At 38.5% G+C, this 16,563-nt stretch carries 17 protein-coding genes, 1 pseudogene and 1 other annotated feature; of the genes and pseudogenes, 3 read left to right on the top strand and 15 right to left on the bottom strand.

The genetic code is table 11. The features are described 5' to 3' along the window. Positions 1-530 precede the first annotated feature (530 nt). The 3 genes from IGL15_RS02705 to IGL15_RS02695 form a co-directional block, all read right to left on the bottom strand. Positions 531-839 (bottom strand): hypothetical protein, encoded by a 309-nt coding sequence (locus tag IGL15_RS02705; RefSeq protein ID WP_002314578.1) that lies wholly within the window; start codon positions 837-839, stop codon positions 531-533. Between the two features lie 760 nt (positions 840-1,599). Next, the gene (locus IGL15_RS02700; RefSeq protein ID WP_002314576.1) at positions 1,600-1,878 is read right to left on the bottom strand and encodes a hypothetical protein; all 279 of its coding nucleotides are present in this window, start codon (positions 1,876-1,878) and stop codon (positions 1,600-1,602) included. 75 nt (positions 1,879-1,953) lie between these two features. Then, the gene (locus tag IGL15_RS02695) at positions 1,954-2,199 is read right to left on the bottom strand and encodes a helix-turn-helix domain-containing protein (protein WP_002313380.1); all 246 of its coding nucleotides are present in this window, start codon (positions 2,197-2,199) and stop codon (positions 1,954-1,956) included. Positions 2,200-2,303: 104 nt separating this feature from the next. On the opposite strand from IGL15_RS02695, the gene IGL15_RS02690 reads away from it, so the two are divergent. After that, on the top strand, positions 2,304-2,744 hold the full coding sequence (locus IGL15_RS02690; protein WP_025480810.1) for a hypothetical protein: 441 nt from the start codon (positions 2,304-2,306) through the stop codon (positions 2,742-2,744). A 507-nt stretch (positions 2,745-3,251) separates the two neighbouring features. After that, positions 3,252-3,533, top strand: a pseudogene (locus tag IGL15_RS02685) (tyrosine-type recombinase/integrase); the annotation flags it as partial. An 85-nt stretch (positions 3,534-3,618) separates the two neighbouring features. Here IGL15_RS02685 and sufB read toward each other — a convergent pair. From sufB to IGL15_RS02625, 12 genes are all read right to left on the bottom strand, one after another. Next, the gene (gene sufB / locus IGL15_RS02680) at positions 3,619-5,010 is read right to left on the bottom strand and encodes a Fe-S cluster assembly protein SufB (protein WP_002287686.1); all 1,392 of its coding nucleotides are present in this window, start codon (positions 5,008-5,010) and stop codon (positions 3,619-3,621) included. A 4-nt stretch (positions 5,011-5,014) separates the two neighbouring features. Next, the gene (gene sufU, locus IGL15_RS02675) at positions 5,015-5,485 is read right to left on the bottom strand and encodes a Fe-S cluster assembly sulfur transfer protein SufU (RefSeq protein ID WP_002323751.1); all 471 of its coding nucleotides are present in this window, start codon (positions 5,483-5,485) and stop codon (positions 5,015-5,017) included. Continuing rightward, entirely contained in the window at positions 5,472-6,707 is a 1,236-nt protein-coding gene (locus IGL15_RS02670; RefSeq protein WP_010718306.1) for a cysteine desulfurase, read from the bottom strand. The genes sufU and IGL15_RS02670 overlap by 14 nt, the downstream gene beginning before the upstream one ends. Then, on the bottom strand, positions 6,704-7,990 hold the full coding sequence (gene sufD / locus IGL15_RS02665; protein ID WP_002287681.1) for a Fe-S cluster assembly protein SufD: 1,287 nt from the start codon (positions 7,988-7,990) through the stop codon (positions 6,704-6,706). Before sufD ends, IGL15_RS02670 begins: the two co-directional genes overlap by 4 nt. A gap of 12 nt (positions 7,991-8,002) precedes the next feature. Beyond that, entirely contained in the window at positions 8,003-8,776 is a 774-nt protein-coding gene (gene sufC / locus IGL15_RS02660; RefSeq protein WP_002287679.1) for a Fe-S cluster assembly ATPase SufC, read from the bottom strand. A 196-nt stretch (positions 8,777-8,972) separates the two neighbouring features. After that, complete coding sequence (locus tag IGL15_RS02655; protein WP_002287678.1) at positions 8,973-9,821, bottom strand: MetQ/NlpA family ABC transporter substrate-binding protein; 849 nt, start codon at positions 9,819-9,821, stop codon at positions 8,973-8,975. 23 nt (positions 9,822-9,844) lie between these two features. Continuing rightward, positions 9,845-10,531 (bottom strand): methionine ABC transporter permease, encoded by a 687-nt coding sequence (locus IGL15_RS02650; protein ID WP_002287674.1) that lies wholly within the window; start codon positions 10,529-10,531, stop codon positions 9,845-9,847. Then, on the bottom strand, positions 10,524-11,558 hold the full coding sequence (locus IGL15_RS02645; RefSeq protein ID WP_002304234.1) for a methionine ABC transporter ATP-binding protein: 1,035 nt from the start codon (positions 11,556-11,558) through the stop codon (positions 10,524-10,526). The genes IGL15_RS02650 and IGL15_RS02645 overlap by 8 nt, the downstream gene beginning before the upstream one ends. Before the next feature lie 62 nt (positions 11,559-11,620). Next, positions 11,621-11,877: a binding site (T-box leader), on the bottom strand. 75 nt (positions 11,878-11,952) lie between these two features. Then, positions 11,953-12,291 (bottom strand): glycine cleavage system protein H, encoded by a 339-nt coding sequence (locus IGL15_RS02640; RefSeq protein WP_002291179.1) that lies wholly within the window; start codon positions 12,289-12,291, stop codon positions 11,953-11,955. Between the two features lies 1 nt (position 12,292). Next, positions 12,293-12,649, bottom strand: coding sequence for an arsenate reductase family protein (locus IGL15_RS02635; RefSeq protein WP_002295166.1), 357 nt, complete (start codon positions 12,647-12,649; stop codon positions 12,293-12,295). 5 nt (positions 12,650-12,654) lie between these two features. Then, positions 12,655-13,842, bottom strand: coding sequence for an FtsW/RodA/SpoVE family cell cycle protein (locus IGL15_RS02630; RefSeq protein ID WP_002291183.1), 1,188 nt, complete (start codon positions 13,840-13,842; stop codon positions 12,655-12,657). A gap of 190 nt (positions 13,843-14,032) precedes the next feature. Beyond that, positions 14,033-14,878, bottom strand: coding sequence for a LysR family transcriptional regulator (locus IGL15_RS02625; protein WP_002291186.1), 846 nt, complete (start codon positions 14,876-14,878; stop codon positions 14,033-14,035). 233 nt (positions 14,879-15,111) lie between these two features. Here IGL15_RS02625 and IGL15_RS02620 point away from each other — a divergent pair, with 233 nt between their 5' ends. Next, positions 15,112-16,077 (top strand): TDT family transporter, encoded by a 966-nt coding sequence (locus tag IGL15_RS02620; protein WP_002291188.1) that lies wholly within the window; start codon positions 15,112-15,114, stop codon positions 16,075-16,077. Positions 16,078-16,563 lie beyond the last annotated feature (486 nt).

The raw sequence follows: 16,563 nt of genomic DNA, 5'->3' as shown, positions 1-16,563 counted from the left end.
TTTCTTTATTCAGATTTTTCTTCAGCTATGAAATTAAGTTCATTGACGATAATTGAAGCTAGGTGCTTTTTGAATAGGATTAATCACTTTGCTAATAATAAATTTTAATGATTAGTTTTCAATCGTATTCAAGTTACGTGGTGTGCTTTTGGTAAAAAGCTACTTATCAATTAGTTTCAAAGGTTCTACATTAGCAAAATTATCAATTTTTGTAATTTAACTAGTAAAACGATATTCCCAAGCTTTTTCTTTACGCTTATTATTAACAGAATATCTAAGCATATACTTATATTTTTAGCGAAATTCTTTATAAATCTCAATAAATTTCATCTGGATTGTCATAAGTAATAATCCCTAATGCTATGCTTATCTTTATCAATAAATTCAAATAAAGATTTTTTTACATTGATTAAAATATGGAGGCTCAAAAAAATGAACATTGTCTCTTTTGGATAATTAAATGAAATACCATCTGTATAAGATTCAACATCCATATTAGTTAATTGAATCTTTTAGTAAAGAAATATCCCTTATTTTTTTATTAAAGATTGCTTATTAAAGCAACAACCTACCTTGTACTTACTTTCTTGTTTTGTCCCCTCTATCTGTCCACCGCTAGTAATACCACTTACGTTCGTTATATTTAGGAAGAAGGTCGCAAACCCTTCCTCTAAAGAAAAAGGATGATTAAACTCTTTTTTACAAATTTCTTTCTGTCTTGGCCATTCTTCAATGTTTACAATGGTTTTGTTAATCAGATTGATAAATTTGTTGGGATAATTTAATATTGAATACCATAAAGAACGCATAGATTTATCTAAATTATTAATTGCAGTCATTTTCATATTCTTTTGAATTAATAGCTGAATGGGCCACCCCGGCTCCCTCTGCAAAATGCTCGATATCTCGATATAAATTTCATATTCTCCAATACTCTTGTCTATTGTTTTTTTCAAATTTATACAATTGACTTTTTCCTGCCAGATACCTCAAAAGGGAGTTGGTTGTTGGCAAAAAATACACCTCCTGAAATATTTATTTTTTGCAGTATTAAATCTTCATCAACTTTTTGTCCTTACATACATATCTGCATATATATCCAGCTTTAATCTGTCATCACTTGAATTTTATCAAAAGTATTCGTTAAATAGTTTATTTATAGTTTTTAATATCTCTTTGGATAAAAACTTTTTTAATCATCGTTGGAGAGTATTGGGTCATTATCACCTGAATACCCTAGTCTTAAAAAAATTGGGTTAAGACATAAAAAAATTCAATTTGTGCAGCTGGAAAAAGACCTGCGTCTACTTCATCAATTAGCAAGATTCCTCCTTCAATTTCTTAAATGATAACAAGACTCTTACAATTGTCCAACATTATCTTCACCTACAGATATTGATTGAAAGTTATATTCAGAAGTATGTGGTTGCTAAAGAGTTTACCGCCCCACTAATAGTATCAATTGCTGCGACAAATTATATCCAGTAAGCTCTAACTTCAAGCCTTTATTTTCTTCAACATATACATCAGTAGCAAAATCATAATCACGAGAAACAATTAGAGTTAAGCAATTTACATTAAGATAAATTATCATTGGATTCATTGCATTTCTAGCTCTCTTAACACTGGACTATTTTTGCTATAATCTTTTGATAAATTTAACTTTAGATTTTTCTTTTCTACTCCATCATATAGTTCAATACCAACATCCAGTGAACTAGGTAAATCATAGTTTTCTAAGAATCTAAAGTGTTCTGAAAATACAAATTCATATGCTTTATCCAACAACGTTTTGTATACTTTCAAATGATTTCGTTTAATTGGATTCTCAGTATAACCTGTTGAGAATATAGTATACCCTATCGTTACATATCCCATTCATTATTATACCAGTATTTCTTTGTGATACATAAGGGTGTAAAAATAGCTTCTTATACTAAAGACTACAAGTAGTTATTGAAGCAAGTCTTCATAAGACACCTGTAGAACATCCCTAATAGCTCTCAATTGATCCAACTTAATGTGTTGGCGGCCGCTTTCAATCTTAACCAATGTTTCCCTAGTTATAGCGATTTTTCTAAGCTGTAGGTCTCTAACTAGCTCGGTTTGACCGATTCCTTTTTCTACTCGGAATCGTCTAATATTGCTACCGATTACATTTTCTCTATCAATAATTTTTTCCTCTTTCAAGAATAGCACACCTTTTGGACTAAAATTAGTCCTTTTTCTTATTAATGTTAAAGATTTGGTATGCTACAATGGGACTAGTATTAGTCCATATTCAATTTTAAGGAGGAATTTTTCTGAAGAAATTTGCAATCATTTTAACCTGCGTTTTACTCATCGGAACTATAAGCGGGTGTACCACTTCTGACACAAGTTCTACAAGTACGGAAACTAGTACAACAACCTCAGAAAAGAATTACCCAATACATTTTTTTCCGGTTCCAAATGGATTTGAAGCTTATTATCATGATAAAAAACTAGATGTCCCTTTATCAGAAACTGAATCTACTGAAAAGATTTTGCCAATTGAAATTGAAAGAAATCAAGACGATATAAAATTAAAAGCTGATCTTCCCTTACTGAACAGCACACAAATTGATAGACATGAAAATATCAAAGTTAATATTGAAAAAGGAGCGTTAGCACAACTTTATACTAAAAAAGTTGAACAATTTTTTGAGGCTGGTGCCAATAAAGACTTTTCAAAAATAAGCGATTATTCGGATAACTTTTTTTAATGAAACACAATATGAAATCACAAACTCAACTTTTATGGCTGAAGATATGTACAATATGACGTTAAAAAAAATAAAAGCTTACGACCATCCATTAAATCTGATACTAAATTATGGATTACCCTCTTTTGTATTAGCAGGTTAAGTTGATTATGAATATTCACCAGATTATTTGGAGACACCTCTTCAACACGAGAACAATGATATTAATTTTAAATTCGTCTAAGAGTCAAAAAATAAAACATGGTTAGTTGATCAATTAAGCACTATAAACACTAGCTTTCATGAATTACCTAATCCTGAAAGAGAAGTTGATATGGTCATTAAAATCTCCTAATAAAAGAAGCGTTGAAAGAATGAGCTCTTATTCAACGCTTCTTTTATTGATTCAATTTGCATTATTATTTGAACGAGTAATCTGATTTCTAAGCAGTTGTAAAACTCCTTGTGGCGGATAATAGAATGAGCATAACGATTCGACATTGATATAATATATATTAACAAAAATAGTTTTTATTCACTGCAAACTAAGACAAGATCCACTATACTCAAGTAGTAACCGATTGGTTAAATTGGATTTATAAAAAGACACCGATGGAGCCTCAAATTACTCCATATGGATTTAGGCATACCCACTGTAGCTTATTGTTTGAAAGTGGTGCTTCGATAAAAGAAGTACAAGAACGATTAAGTCACAAAGATATTAAAACTACCATGAATATCTATGCTCATGTCACACCACAATCTGTTAAGAAAACTGGTGACCGATTCGCAAAATTTATGAGCGAATAATTCTAAACGTAGCCAATCATTAAAATCCAAATAAAAAAATGCTCGAAACGCTTTAATATCAACGTTTCGAGCAATGAAATAGATATTACCCCACAGACCCTTCCATCTCATAACTGATCAATCGGTTGAGTTCGACTGCATATTCCATTGGAAGTTCTTTGGTGAATGGTTCAACAAAGCCCATGACGATCATTTCAGTTGCTTCAGATTCGGTCAGGCCTCGGCTCATCAGATAGTAGAGTTGTTCTTCTGAGATTTTTGAAACTTTGGCTTCGTGTTCTAAAGAGACTTGGCTGTTGTGGATCTCATTAAATGGGATCGTATCGGATTTCGACCATTCGTCCATGATGATTGTGTCACATTCGATATGAGAGATCGAACCCGCACTGTTTTTGGCGAAGGTTACTTGTCCTCGATAGTTTACTTCGCCGCCGTCTTTTGAGATTGATTTAGAGACGATAGAGCTAGATGTATTTGGTGCATTGTGGATCATTTTTGCACCCGTATCTTGGATTTGGTTTGCTCCTGCAAAGGCGATGGAGAGCATGGTGCCTCGTGCACCTTTTCCATCTAAGTAAACACTTGGGTATTTCATCGTTGTTTTTGCACCTAGGTTTCCGTCGATCCATTCAACGGTTGCGCCTTCGTATGCTTTTGCTCGTTTGGTTACTAAGTTGTACACATTGTCTGACCAGTTTTGGATCGTTGTGTAACGGCAATACGCATCTTTTCTTGTAAAGATTTCTACGATGGCGGCATGCAGGCTGTTACTTGAATAAGTAGGTGCCGTACAACCTTCGACATAGTGGATGCTTGCTCCTTCGTCAACGATGATCAGCGTACGTTCGAATTGCCCCGTGTTTTCCGCATTGATCCGGAAGTAAGTTTGTAATGGAACATCGACTTTGACACCTTTTGGCACGTAAATAAAGGTGCCACCTGACCATACGGCTGAATTCAGCGCTGCTAATTTGTTGTCAGTTGGCGGTACAAGTTTTGAAAAGTACTCTTTGAATAATTCAGGGTATTCTTTCAAAGCAGAGTCAGTGTCAGTAAAGACGATTCCTAACTTTTCGAATTCATCTTTCATATTATGGTACACGACTTCTGATTCATATTGTGCGGAAGCACCGGCTAGATAAGCTCGTTCTGCTTCTGGGATACCAATCTTTTCAAATGTATCTTTGATTTTTTCTGGTACGTCTTCCCAGTCACGAGCGGGTTTGTCACTTGGTTTTTGGTAATATTTGATGGCATCGAAATCGATGTCTGAAAGGTCGGGGCCCCATGTTTGCATTGGCATTTTGTTAAATGTTTCTAGAGATTTCAGACGGAATTCAAGCATCCATTCTGGTTCGCCTTTGATTCTTGACATCTCACGGATCACTTCTTCTGTCAAGCCTTCTCCTGTACTGAAAACCGGTTCGACATCATCGTGAAACCCGAATTTATATTCTTCTAATTCTGGTACGCCCATGTTCTCACTCCTCTTCCTTGTGGTAATGATGGAAAGCTGCGGTACCATCGTTTTCCATTGCTTTTCCTAGTGCTTTCCAGGCAAGTGTCGCACATTTGATCCGAGCGGGAAATTTAGCTACACCACCAAGCATAGCAGCATCGCCTAATTGGTCGGGATCTTTGACTTCTTTTCCTTGGACAAGCTGTAGAAAGTCTACAGTTAAATGTTCTGCTTCTTCTATTGATTTTCCGATGACGGCGTCTGTCATCATCGAGGCACTTGCCGTACTGATGGAGCAGCCACTGCCGTCAAAGGCGATATTTTGGATGATTCCGTCTTTTACATCGACTTGCAATTCGATCACATCTCCACATGTGGGGTTGTTCAATTCGATCTTGCTTGTCGAGTCAGTCAAGCTTCCACGATGATGCGGATGGGAAGAATGATCCAAGATCACTTGACGGTATAAATTGTCTAATTTAGATAGTCCCATGTTGGAAAAACTCCTTTGTTGCCATGATTGCTTCAACTAAACGGTCGGCGTCTTGCGTTGTGTTGTAGAAATAAAAGCTCGCGCGAGCAGTCGCTGATACTTCAAGGTACTTCAATAGCGGTTGCGCACAATGATGACCTGCTCTGACGGCTACCCCTTCCATGTCTAAAGCTGTCGCGACATCATGGGGATGTAACCCATCCAAATTGAATGCAACGACTCCTGTCCGAAAATTCGGGTCTTGTGGACCATAAACAGTCAATCCATCAATTGCTTGTAATTTTGGCAACACATAAGCGGCTAGTTCTTCTTCATATCGATGGATATTGTCCATACCGAGTTTTTGCAAATAATCGATTGCATGGCCTAATGCGATAGCGCCGGCGATACTTGGTGTCCCTGCTTCGAATTTCCAAGGTAGTTCTTTCCATGTACTGTCGTATAATTCGACAAAATCGATCATTTCGCCACCAAATTCAACAGGTTCCATTTCTTCTAACCATTTTCGTTTACCATATAAAACACCAATACCTGTTGGTCCGCACATTTTGTGTCCGCTGAAAGCAAAGAAATCACAGTCTAGTGCTTGGACATCAATGGCCATGTGCGGGGCAGATTGAGCACCATCTACTACGATGACCCCGCCGTTTTCATGGACAAGTTCAGCTAATTCTTGAACAGGATTGATGACACCTAAGACATTGGATACATGAGCAATGGAGACGATTTTGGTTTTGTCCGTAATCTTTTTCGCTGCATCCTCCATATCCAGGAAGCCTTCTTCTGTTAGTTCGATATATTTCAAGACAGCACCTGTTCGTTTTGCCAACTGCTGCCACGGGATAACATTAGAATGATGTTCCATGTAAGAGAGCACTATCTCGTCTCCTGCTTTGATATAGCGGTCGCCGAAGCTTCTGGCTACCCAATTCAAGCTTGTCGTCGTACCACGAGTAAACAGCACTTCTGCTGTTTCTTTTGCATGGATGAACGCCCGTACTTTTTCTCTTGCTTGTTCATAATCATGGGTCGCGCGTTCTGCTAACGTATGGACACCGCGATGAACATTGGCGTTATCGTGTTCGTAATAGTGCGCTAATGCCTGGAGTACTTGTTTTGGCTTTTGGGTCGTCGCTGCATTATCCAGATAAACTAAAGGTTCATCATTGACGTCTTGAAATAAGATAGGAAAATCATTGCGTAGCTTTTTAGCATCGATCATCCATTCAACTTCCCTTCGATTACTTCGACTAATTCTTTCCGAACTTGTTCTACAGGGATTGCTGTTAAGACAGAACCGAGGAATCCTCGAATCACTAAGCGCTCTGCTTCTTCTTTATGCAATCCTCGACTCATCAGATAGTACATTTCTTCTGGATCAACTCGTCCTACACTGGCAGCATGTCCAGCAGTTACTTCGTTTTCATCGATCAAAAGAATAGGATTCGCATCACCACGTGCTTTATCAGAAAGCATCAAGACACGACTTTCTTGTTGGGCATCTGCACCTTTTGCCCCTTTCAAGATGTGGCCGATACCATTAAAGGTCAATGTTCCTTTTTCTCGGATCACTCCGTGTTGCAAAATATGCCCGATCGTATGAGGGGCTTTATTGGTTACTCGCGTATCGATTCCTTGGATTTGTCTGCCCGAGCTGATTGCCACGATTTTGACTTCTGCGTGTGCACCTTCTCCTGCTAAATCTGAGTCAAAGTCAGCGATCACATGACCGTCATTCATGACACCAATTGCCCAGTCGACAGAAGCATCTCGTAAAATGTGCCCACGGCGATTCATATAAGAAGTAATATTTTCTCCTAATTGATCTACGGCTGAATATTTGATTTTTGAACCAGCTTTAGCGATGACTTCCACGATGATATTACCTGATGATTTTGCTACTTGTTCTTTGGTTGTCTGGAAACGTTCCAGATAAGAAAATTCACTATGTTCATCTGCCACGATCAACACATGCTTGAAGAAGTGCTCATCGGATGCGCCATCTTGAATGAATAAGGACTCGAGTGGTTCATCGATCACGACATTTTTAGGCACATACAGGAAAATACCGCTGTTCATAAAAGCTACATGGAGTGCAGTCAATTGGTCTTCGTTCATGTTTACTGCTTTTTTCATATAATATTCTTGGACTAGTTCTGGATATTCGATCATTGCAGTGAACAAGTCGGTAAAAATGACTCCTTTTTCTGCTAATTCCACAGGCAGTTGTTCAAAAATCGTCCATGAACCTTGTTGGACAAGCACAGGATTGTCTTTCATTGCATCAAATGCCGGAATCGTGCCTGTTTCACTGATGGTTTGTGTTTCTTTCACATCAAATAACGACCAGCGATGGAATTTCACCCGATCGATATGCGGCAATGGCAGTTCATCTGCTTTCGCTAGTGCGTCTTGACGGAAGGTTCTCATCCAATCAGGTTCGCCTTTACTTAAAGAAAAATCATTTACCGCGTCAAGATAATCGAGCCAGTTTTTTTCTTTCATTCTTGCTCCCCCTTACGCTTCTTCTTCTTTATAGTCGATTCCTAATTCTTTACTGATACCAGCGTAGCCTTCTGCTTCCAGACGTTTAGCTAGGTCAGCATTCCCTGTCATGACTACTCGGCCTTCCATCATGATGTGAACGACATCAGGTGTGATATAGTTCAATAATCGTTGATAGTGGGTGATGATCAATGCACCGAAATTGTCTCCGCGCATTTCATTTACTCCTTTAGCAACGACTTTCAAAGCATCGATATCCAGACCTGAATCGATTTCGTCTAAAATTGCAAATGTAGGTTCTAACATCAACAATTGCAGGATCTCATTCCGTTTCTTTTCTCCGCCAGAAAAACCTTCGTTCAGATAACGTTCAGCCATTTCTTCTGGCATATTTAGTAAAGCCATTTTTTCATCTAACTTTTTCAAAAATGCCATAACAGAAATTTTGTCGTTTTCATCACGTTTCGCATTGATCGCTGCACGCATGAATTCCGCATTCGTGATACCTGGTATCTCACTTGGATATTGCATAGCTAAAAATAAGCCAAGTCGCGCACGTTCATCTACTTCCAAGTCTAAAACATTTTTCCCGTCAAACAAAATTTCGCCTTCTGTTACTTCATAGTTTGGATTGCCCATGATAGCGGCAGATAAGGTAGATTTTCCTGTGCCGTTAGGTCCCATGATGGCATGGATTTCTCCGGTTTTCATTGTTAGGTTTACGCCTTTAAGGATTTCTTTTTCCTCGATCGACACATGTAGATTTTTTATTTCTAAGACAGACATGCATTATACCCCCAAATTCTCTTTCGTTCTCACTCATTTTAGACTAATTGAGAATGAAGCGCAATGACCTTCCTTACTAAAATCAAATATCTTTTATTTATTATTAAACAATTTTGATTTCTAAATTAGAATAGGTATAAAAAAGATGAGAAATAAGCCATTACAGACTTATTTCTCATCTTTTTTGTTCCATACCTTATTTTGCATCAGCCTTTACTGGTTTAACAGAGCCGCCCCATTTGTCTGTGATCCATTCTTGGACTTCTTTGCGGTGAAGCACTTCAATCAGTTTTTTGATTTTGTCACTGTCTTCATCACCTTTACGAGTCGCAATAATATTCACGTAAGGAGAGTTGTCCTTTTCAAGCAATACGGCATCTTCTAATGGATTCAACCCTGCGCCGTAAGCGAAGTTTGCGTTGATTGCAACTAGGTCACCTTCATCATTTTGGTACGTAGAAGCTAAAAGTGATGGGTCGATCGTATGGTTGAACTTCAAGTTCTTAGGGTTTTCTTCAATATCATCGAATGTTGCTGTTTCCAGATCTACTCCATCTTTGACTTTGACTAAGCCAGCATCTTGTAGAATTGTGATGATGCGTCCCCAGTCTGATTCAGAATTTGAAGTAATGATTGTTGCACCATCTTTTAATTCGGAAACATCTTTGACTTTTTTAGAGTACAAGCCCATTGGTTCGATGTGGACAGCACCGGCATTGACAAAGTCATATCCTTTTTCTTTGATTTCTTTGTTCAAATAAGGAATATGCTGGAAGTAATTGGCATCAATGTCGCCTTCTTCCAAAGATTGGTTCGGTAATACATAGTCATCGAATTTGACGATTTCAAGATCGATTCCTTCATCTTTCAATAATGGTTTCACATGTTCCAAAATCTCTGCGTGCGGTGTCGGTGAAGCGCCGACTTTCAATGTCGTGTCGTCTGCTTTATTTGCTGAATCTTTGCTGTCGCTGTTGTTACCGCATGCTGCTAATCCTACAGTCAGCAAAAGCGCTGCTGCAAATCCAAAAATTTTCTTTTTCATATCCTACATCCCCCTATATCCTATTATCTTTTGTCTGTTTTCTTAGTTAAGAAATCACCGATTCCTTGAACGATAAATACGATTAGTAAAATAATTAAAGTCGCAACGAATGTCACTGTTAGATTACCACGCTGGTAGCCTTCCTGCCAAGCAAGACCTCCAAGTCCACCTGCGCCGATCGCGCCGGCCATCGCAGTAAATCCGATCATCGAGATCGTTGTAACTGTTAATCCAGAAATCAATGCGGGAATACTTTCAGGTATCAAGACCTTCCAGATGATTTCCCAGTAACTTGCTCCCATTGCATCTGCTGCTTCCAGTACACCAGGGCTGACTTCACGAAAAGCAATCTCTACTAGACGGGCATAAAATGGTGCTGCGGATAAAACAAGAGCTGGAATGGCTGCTTGCGCACCTAGCATAGTGCCTACGATTGCTTTAGTAAATGGAATGATCAAAACCATCAGGATCATAAATGGCGTTGACCGGAAAATATTACTGATGATCGATACGATTCCATAAATGATTCGAGCATACGGTTTGTTTTTGCGTCCAATAGAGTAAAGGATCAATCCCAAAACTAATCCGATGATCGTCACTAAGACCATTGAGATTAATGTCATATATAGTGTATCAAGGATAGCCTGATTCATCGTTTCCGGGTTGATTTGTTTAAAATCTAGATATGTTTCTGAAAAGCTTTTATCCACGATGGATCACCTCAATTCCTACTCCTTGTTCTTTGATGAACACTTCTGCTTGATCTAATTCTTTGGTTTCACCAGTCATCAAGACAGTCAATGAACCAAAGGAACCTTCTTTCACTTGTTTGATCTTTCCATACACAACGTTGACATCGATGTTATAGCGTCGAATCGCTTGGGAAATGACTGGCTCGTTGGCATTTCTTTCGCTAAAGGTCAAAGTTGCCAAACGGCCGCTTGGATTTTCTTTGATGAGTTCAGCTAATAGTTCTGTCGAATCAGCTTCTGGTTCGATGTCTTGTTGTACAAAGCGTTTGGTTACTTCTTTTTTCGGTTGTCTGAAGACAGTCAATACGTCTCCTTCTTCTACGACTTTCCCCAACTCCATCACAGCGACTTTGTTGCAGATTTTGCGGATCACATTCATTTCATGTGTGATCAAGACGATGGTCAAATTCAATTTCTTATTGATCGCTAACAATAAGTCTAATACTTCTTCTGTTGTTTGCGGGTCCAATGCGCTAGTAGCCTCATCACAAAGCAGGATCTCAGGATCATTTGCCAATGCTCGTGCGATACCGACGCGTTGTTTCTGTCCGCCGGAAAGTTGTGAAGGATATGCTTGTCCGCGTCCTTCTAACCCGACTAAACGCAACAGTTCTTCTGCCCGTTCTTTACGTTTGCTCTTTGGTACGCCAGCTAATTCCAGCGGCAGCTGGATATTTTCAAGTACAGTTCTTGACCATAACAGGTTGAAATGCTGGAAGATCATACCGATTTTCTTTCGGAATGTACGTAATTCTTTGTTTTTTAATTTTGTAATATCTTGATCGTTTACGATCACTTCGCCGCTCGTGGGAAGCTCAAGTCCATTCAGGAGACGGACTAATGTACTTTTTCCTGCGCCAGAATAGCCGACGATTCCATAAATATCCCCTTTTTCAACGTTTAGTGAAACGTCATTGACGGCTTGGATGTTTCCGTTTTTCCCATTGAATGTCTTTTTGACATTCGTTAGTTGGATTAATGACATGCCATTCACATCTTTCTCTTATGATTTTTCAAACAAAAAAGCCTTCGCCCTCTTGCCTTAAGCAAAAGGACGAAAGCTTGAACTTCCGTGTTACCACCTTGATTTACCGTTACTTCGCAATAACAGCCTCTTCCAGTACTTGGACTTAGCTTCTTTCCGTATACTGTCGCGCTGTAACGGGCACTCCCGTAGTAAGTTTGCTTACGCTCGCTTACTCTGCTCTAAGACCATCTTCCATCTCATTTTCGTTACCCATTTTCAGCAAACAGGGCTCTCTTCAAACGTCCGTGACATGTACTCTTCTTTTCAAAGCTTTCTCGTTTCATATAGGATTGCTTATGATTATAGCAACTGGAAGAATCAGTGTCAACTTTTTTCAAGTGATTTTCTGATTTTATAATTCGTCAAATTCTTTTGGATCAACATCTTTGAAACTTAAGATCCACGCATTCATTTCATCTGAATCATTCAAGATATTGATATCTTCACCGATTTTATCATTAACAGAAGAAACTGTACCCGTTAGCGGGCTGGCAAATTCATTGACCGCTTTTTCCGCTTCAACTTCGATCAGAGGTTCATCTTTTTTTAGCGATTGTCCTGCTTTTGGCAGATTGGCAAACGTGATGTCTCCAAGTTCTTCTTGCGCTTCATTTGTCAAACCAACACAGTATTCTTTTCCATTAAATAAGATCCAAAGGTTGTCCTTTTTCTTCAAATGCTTGCCTGCCATTTTATATCAGTTCTCCTTCATAAATTTTTTCATTGAATCCAATTGCAACAAGCTGGTCCTCTCGTAAGATCAGTGGTCGCTTGATCAGCATACCATCTGTCGATAAGACTTGGCTCGCTTTTGAAGCCGTAAACTCGCCTACTTGATCTTTCAGTCCAAGTTCCCGATATTTCATCCCGCTTGTGTTGAACAGGCGACGGATTGGTACTTGACTCGTTTCTAGCCAAGTCTCAATCGTTGAGGCCTTCGGTACTTCTTTGATCATATCAACGGTTTGATAACTAACGCCATGCTGGTCTAACCACGCTTTGGCTTTTTTGCATGTTGAACATTTCGGGTACCAGTAAAAGGTGTACAATTTTCTTACCTCCTTGAAGATCTTGCAGGTGCTTCATTTTGGTATCTCATCGATAATATCAACCCGATACCGATCATGTTCCCTAAAATCGAGGATCCTCCCTGACTAATGAAAGGCAATGGGATCCCTGTTAAAGGAAGTAATCCGATATTTGCTCCAATATTCTCAAAGACATGGAACAGCAGCATCATGATCAAACCGCTTGCGATATAGGCGTAAAATTCATTATTCGTATCGAAACACACCCGAATCATACGATAGATTAAAATAAAATACAAGAAAATGACGAATGCACCACCGATAAAGCCGAAGTTTTCACCGATAACGGTAAAAATCATATCGGACTCACGAACAGGCACATAGATATTGCTTACGTTGAATCCTTTACCAAACAAGCCACCGGTACCAATTGCCAAAAGTCCTTGGGCCGGCTGATAACTCATTCCTGACGTATCATGGAAAGGGTCCAGCCATGAATCAATACGTGCAAACTGATAAGATTTGAATCCAACTTTATAAAGCAAGTCTCTTCCGCCTTCAGTCGTAACCAAGAAGATCGTTCCTGCTCCAACGACTACTGCCAAGATTACTACAGGTGCGATGATGCGCCAAGAGATTCCAGACATCAGGAAAATCCCGCCAAAGATCGCAAGAAAGACAAGCATCGTTCCAAAGTCATCTTGGGCCATGATCAATGCTAAAACCGGTATTGTCACGATCAAGAGCTTCCCAATCAGCCAAAAGTCCGATTTCATCGTCCGTTCTTTTACTTGCGTATTATGTTTAGTTACGATCAGTGCCATCATCAAGATGTACGCAATCTTCATCAACTCTGCTGGCTGGAAAGTAAACGCACCGAATCGAAACCAGTTTTTAGACCCTGTTGAAGCAGCTAAATTCTGATCATAGAATTTGAGCAAGAGTCCCATTACCACTAACCCCAAACCATAAAGGTAAGGAGTCAGTTTCCAGATCCATTTGGAATTCAAATGCATGATGACAACGATTGCTGCCGCTCCAACTAAATACCAGACAACTTGCATCCCTACGCCTTTCAAGACTGCTGGATTGTTCGGATCATGGCTAAGTGCTACATATAATGAGAGCAGACCAATCAAACATAACAGAAAGACTGGTAAAATCACGCCATAATCAATACGATTATCGTTCGAAGCTTTTAATTTTTTTTCCATGTTTCATCCCTTTTCTTAAAAACCATACTGCTGATTATTATAGCGGTCCAGTTAGATAATGGAAAGTCTTTCCATAGACATTTGGGAAAAATTAACTTTCCGTTTGTGCAGTTGCTTGAGCAAATGCAGTACAAAAGCCTACTGCTTATCTTTAGTGTATCATAGAACTTTTTTTGATACATGCAATTATCTACCAGCTGAGATTCTCCTCGCTGTGAGAAGTTTCTGTGCTTTCATTGTATCGAAGGATCTCTTCGGCAATCTCTAGCAGCTGATCAGAAACCAGATTGGTTCGTTGGATGAAATAAAAATATCGATGGAAATTCAACGGAGTCATTGGCACATTTTCTGGAACAGAGCGCTTAGACAAAATCGAGCGACCGATTCCTTCCTTCAGCAACGCAACAATTACATCGTTACTTTTCACGATCATCTTCTTATCTTGGATATTCATCTCTTCAAAATAACGCTGCGTGTAATGAAAAACACCAGAGTTTGCTTCTCTTACAAGCCACAATTTGCTTTTTGGGTCCCCAGCGATGACTAGCTGGTCTTCCATCAAAGAGTATCTTTGTACGCCGGAAGTCTCTAATGGCTTTTCGATAAAACCAAAATCGGATTCATGTTTCGCTACTTGTTCTAATGATTCATGAGAATTCGCGATTTCGATCTCAAAATGCACTTTAGGAAACCTTTTGATCAGATGTTTCATCAACTGAGGCAAAAGATAGACAGCAAAGGTGTGGGAAGCAACGATCCGACATACTTCTTCTTCATTTTGTTCATTGAGCAATTTTTGCTGAGTTTCTTCCCATTCTTCTAACAAAACCAGTGTCCGTTCATATAATAAGTCGGCTTGCTTAGTTGGAAGCATCTCTTTTCTTCCGTTACGTTGAAAAAGATCGATATTCAATTCCCGCTCCAACTGTTTGATTTGATTCGAGACTGCTGGTTGAGATAAAAACAGTACTTCTGCTGCTCTGGAAAAATTTCTTGTTTCATATACTGCTCGAAAAGTCGTTAATAACTTAAACATGGCACCACTTCCATAACTTTTTATGATAATTACTATAAAAACTATTTGATTTAAATATACAAAAAACCATCTATAATAGAAATGTACAACAAAACAGTTGCTGATCCAACTAGTAACTTAGATGAAGACAATCAGCTGTCTGCTTGCTCGTAATCATACATTCCTATTCATTTTACAATGTATTCGTTCATCTTGGTACTAAAATCTATTAAATAAAAAGGAGAATATTATATATGAAGAACTTTTTGAAAATTATTCCGATCCCGATCTGCGGGTTGATCCTTGGGTTAGCTTCCCTTGGAAATCTGTTTAAAGACTATCACCATGTTGCTTTAGGCAATCTAACTGGCGGTATCTCTATGATTCTTATGATATTCATTTTTGTTAAATTGTTTATCTTATTCGAACACACGAAACAAACGTTGCATGATCCAATCATCGCCTCCGTTTCACCAACTTTTACGATGTCACTCATGGTTATTTGTACTTATTTTGTTTCATATGAAAGTATTGCACCAATTGTCAAATTCATTTGGCTGTGCGCTGTTATCTTCCAAGTGATCCTTGTCTTTTATTTCAATTATCACCATGTTATCAAAGCTGATCTTTCAATTGAAGCAATTTATCCAAGCTGGTTTATCATTTACGTTGGATTTGGGGTCATCACTGTAACTGCCGGGAACTTCTTCCCACTTATTGGAAAAATTTTCTTTTGGATTTCATTGATCTGCTATGCGTTCTTATTGCCGATCATCATCAAACGTGTCTTTTTCGTAAGAAATATGGCTCATCCGACACGTCCGCTGATTACGATCGTTGCAGCACCTGGTTCTCTTTGCCTAACAGGTTATCTTAAAAACTTTGCTGAACCTAATTTTTATCTTGTCGTAGCATTGTTCGCTTTATCTCAAGTATTGTATTTCGTTGTGCTGTCTATGCTTCCACGTTTGTTCAAGCTTCGTTTTTATCCAAGCTATGCAGCCTTTACATTCCCGCTTGTTATCTCTGCAACAGCTATATTTACTACTGTTCATTACTTCAACAGTTTAGGTATCTATAGTAGCGTATTGGATTTCTTAAAAGTTGCGGAATGTCTGTTTGCAAGTGTAGTTGTCTTCTACGTTCTTGCTCATTACGTACGTTTCTTAATTAAAGAACATAGCAAACATGGAAAATTTGTTTCTAAAAAAATCGCTTAATAATCGATTCAATAGGTTGTGAAAAAGCTGTTCTGCATCAAGTAATAAGAACGGCCAAACAAAAACAGCTGTTCATGTTTTTGTACTGGTTGGGCTTATTACCGCAGATGCAAGCTTTTGAACACCGTTTACCAAGAGGTCGTAAAAGAAGTGGTCAGCTTCAAGAAATAAGAAGGAATTTACGAAAATTGCTTCTCAAATTTTTGTGAAATTTCGGCTTATTTCCGTAGAAGCTACTTCTGGAACACCGTTTACCAAGAGGTCGTGAAAAAGCCACTTAGTTTCGAGTATTAAGAAAAATTTTGTGAAAATGGCTTTCCACATTTTTGCATAAATTTGGCTTAATACCGAGAAACTGGCTTTTGAACACCGTTTATTCGAAACAAGAGGTCGTACAAGACTTTTGTCACGACCTCTTGTTCTTTTGTCAAAATACTGGTTTAGTGCTACTATGTTCGAGTATGCTTTTAGTATTTATTGACGAAA

Origin of the sequence: Enterococcus sp. DIV0436a (genome assembly GCF_051711605.1) — a bacterium.
Classification (GTDB): Bacteria; Bacillota; Bacilli; order Lactobacillales; family Enterococcaceae; genus Enterococcus_B; species Enterococcus_B faecium.
Note: the sequence above shows the minus strand (reverse complement) of the source record. Positions and strands in the feature narration are given on the sequence as shown.

What these genes read in the sequence shown, in the direction of transcription:
- IGL15_RS02630 (WP_002291183.1), bottom strand. Translation starts at nt 13,842, where the DNA reads ATGGAAAAAAAATTAAAAGCTTCGAACGATAATCGTATTGATTATGGC.
- IGL15_RS02655 (WP_002287678.1), bottom strand. Translation starts at nt 9,821, where the DNA reads ATGAAAAAGAAAATTTTTGGATTTGCAGCAGCGCTTTTGCTGACTGTA.
- sufB (WP_002287686.1), bottom strand. Translation starts at nt 5,010, where the DNA reads ATGGGCGTACCAGAATTAGAAGAATATAAATTCGGGTTTCACGATGAT.
- sufD (WP_002287681.1), bottom strand. Translation starts at nt 7,990, where the DNA reads ATGAAAGAAAAAAACTGGCTCGATTATCTTGACGCGGTAAATGATTTT.
- sufC (WP_002287679.1), bottom strand. Translation starts at nt 8,776, where the DNA reads ATGTCTGTCTTAGAAATAAAAAATCTACATGTGTCGATCGAGGAAAAA.
- IGL15_RS02700 (WP_002314576.1), bottom strand. Translation starts at nt 1,878, where the DNA reads ATGGGATATGTAACGATAGGGTATACTATATTCTCAACAGGTTATACT.
- IGL15_RS02645 (WP_002304234.1), bottom strand. Translation starts at nt 11,558, where the DNA reads ATGTCATTAATCCAACTAACGAATGTCAAAAAGACATTCAATGGGAAA.
- IGL15_RS02620 (WP_002291188.1), top strand. Translation starts at nt 15,112, where the DNA reads ATGAAGAACTTTTTGAAAATTATTCCGATCCCGATCTGCGGGTTGATC.
- sufU (WP_002323751.1), bottom strand. Translation starts at nt 5,485, where the DNA reads ATGGGACTATCTAAATTAGACAATTTATACCGTCAAGTGATCTTGGAT.
- IGL15_RS02640 (WP_002291179.1), bottom strand. Translation starts at nt 12,291, where the DNA reads ATGGCAGGCAAGCATTTGAAGAAAAAGGACAACCTTTGGATCTTATTT.
- IGL15_RS02705 (WP_002314578.1), bottom strand. Translation starts at nt 839, where the DNA reads ATGACTGCAATTAATAATTTAGATAAATCTATGCGTTCTTTATGGTAT.
- IGL15_RS02625 (WP_002291186.1), bottom strand. Translation starts at nt 14,878, where the DNA reads ATGTTTAAGTTATTAACGACTTTTCGAGCAGTATATGAAACAAGAAAT.
- IGL15_RS02670 (WP_010718306.1), bottom strand. Translation starts at nt 6,707, where the DNA reads ATGATCGATGCTAAAAAGCTACGCAATGATTTTCCTATCTTATTTCAA.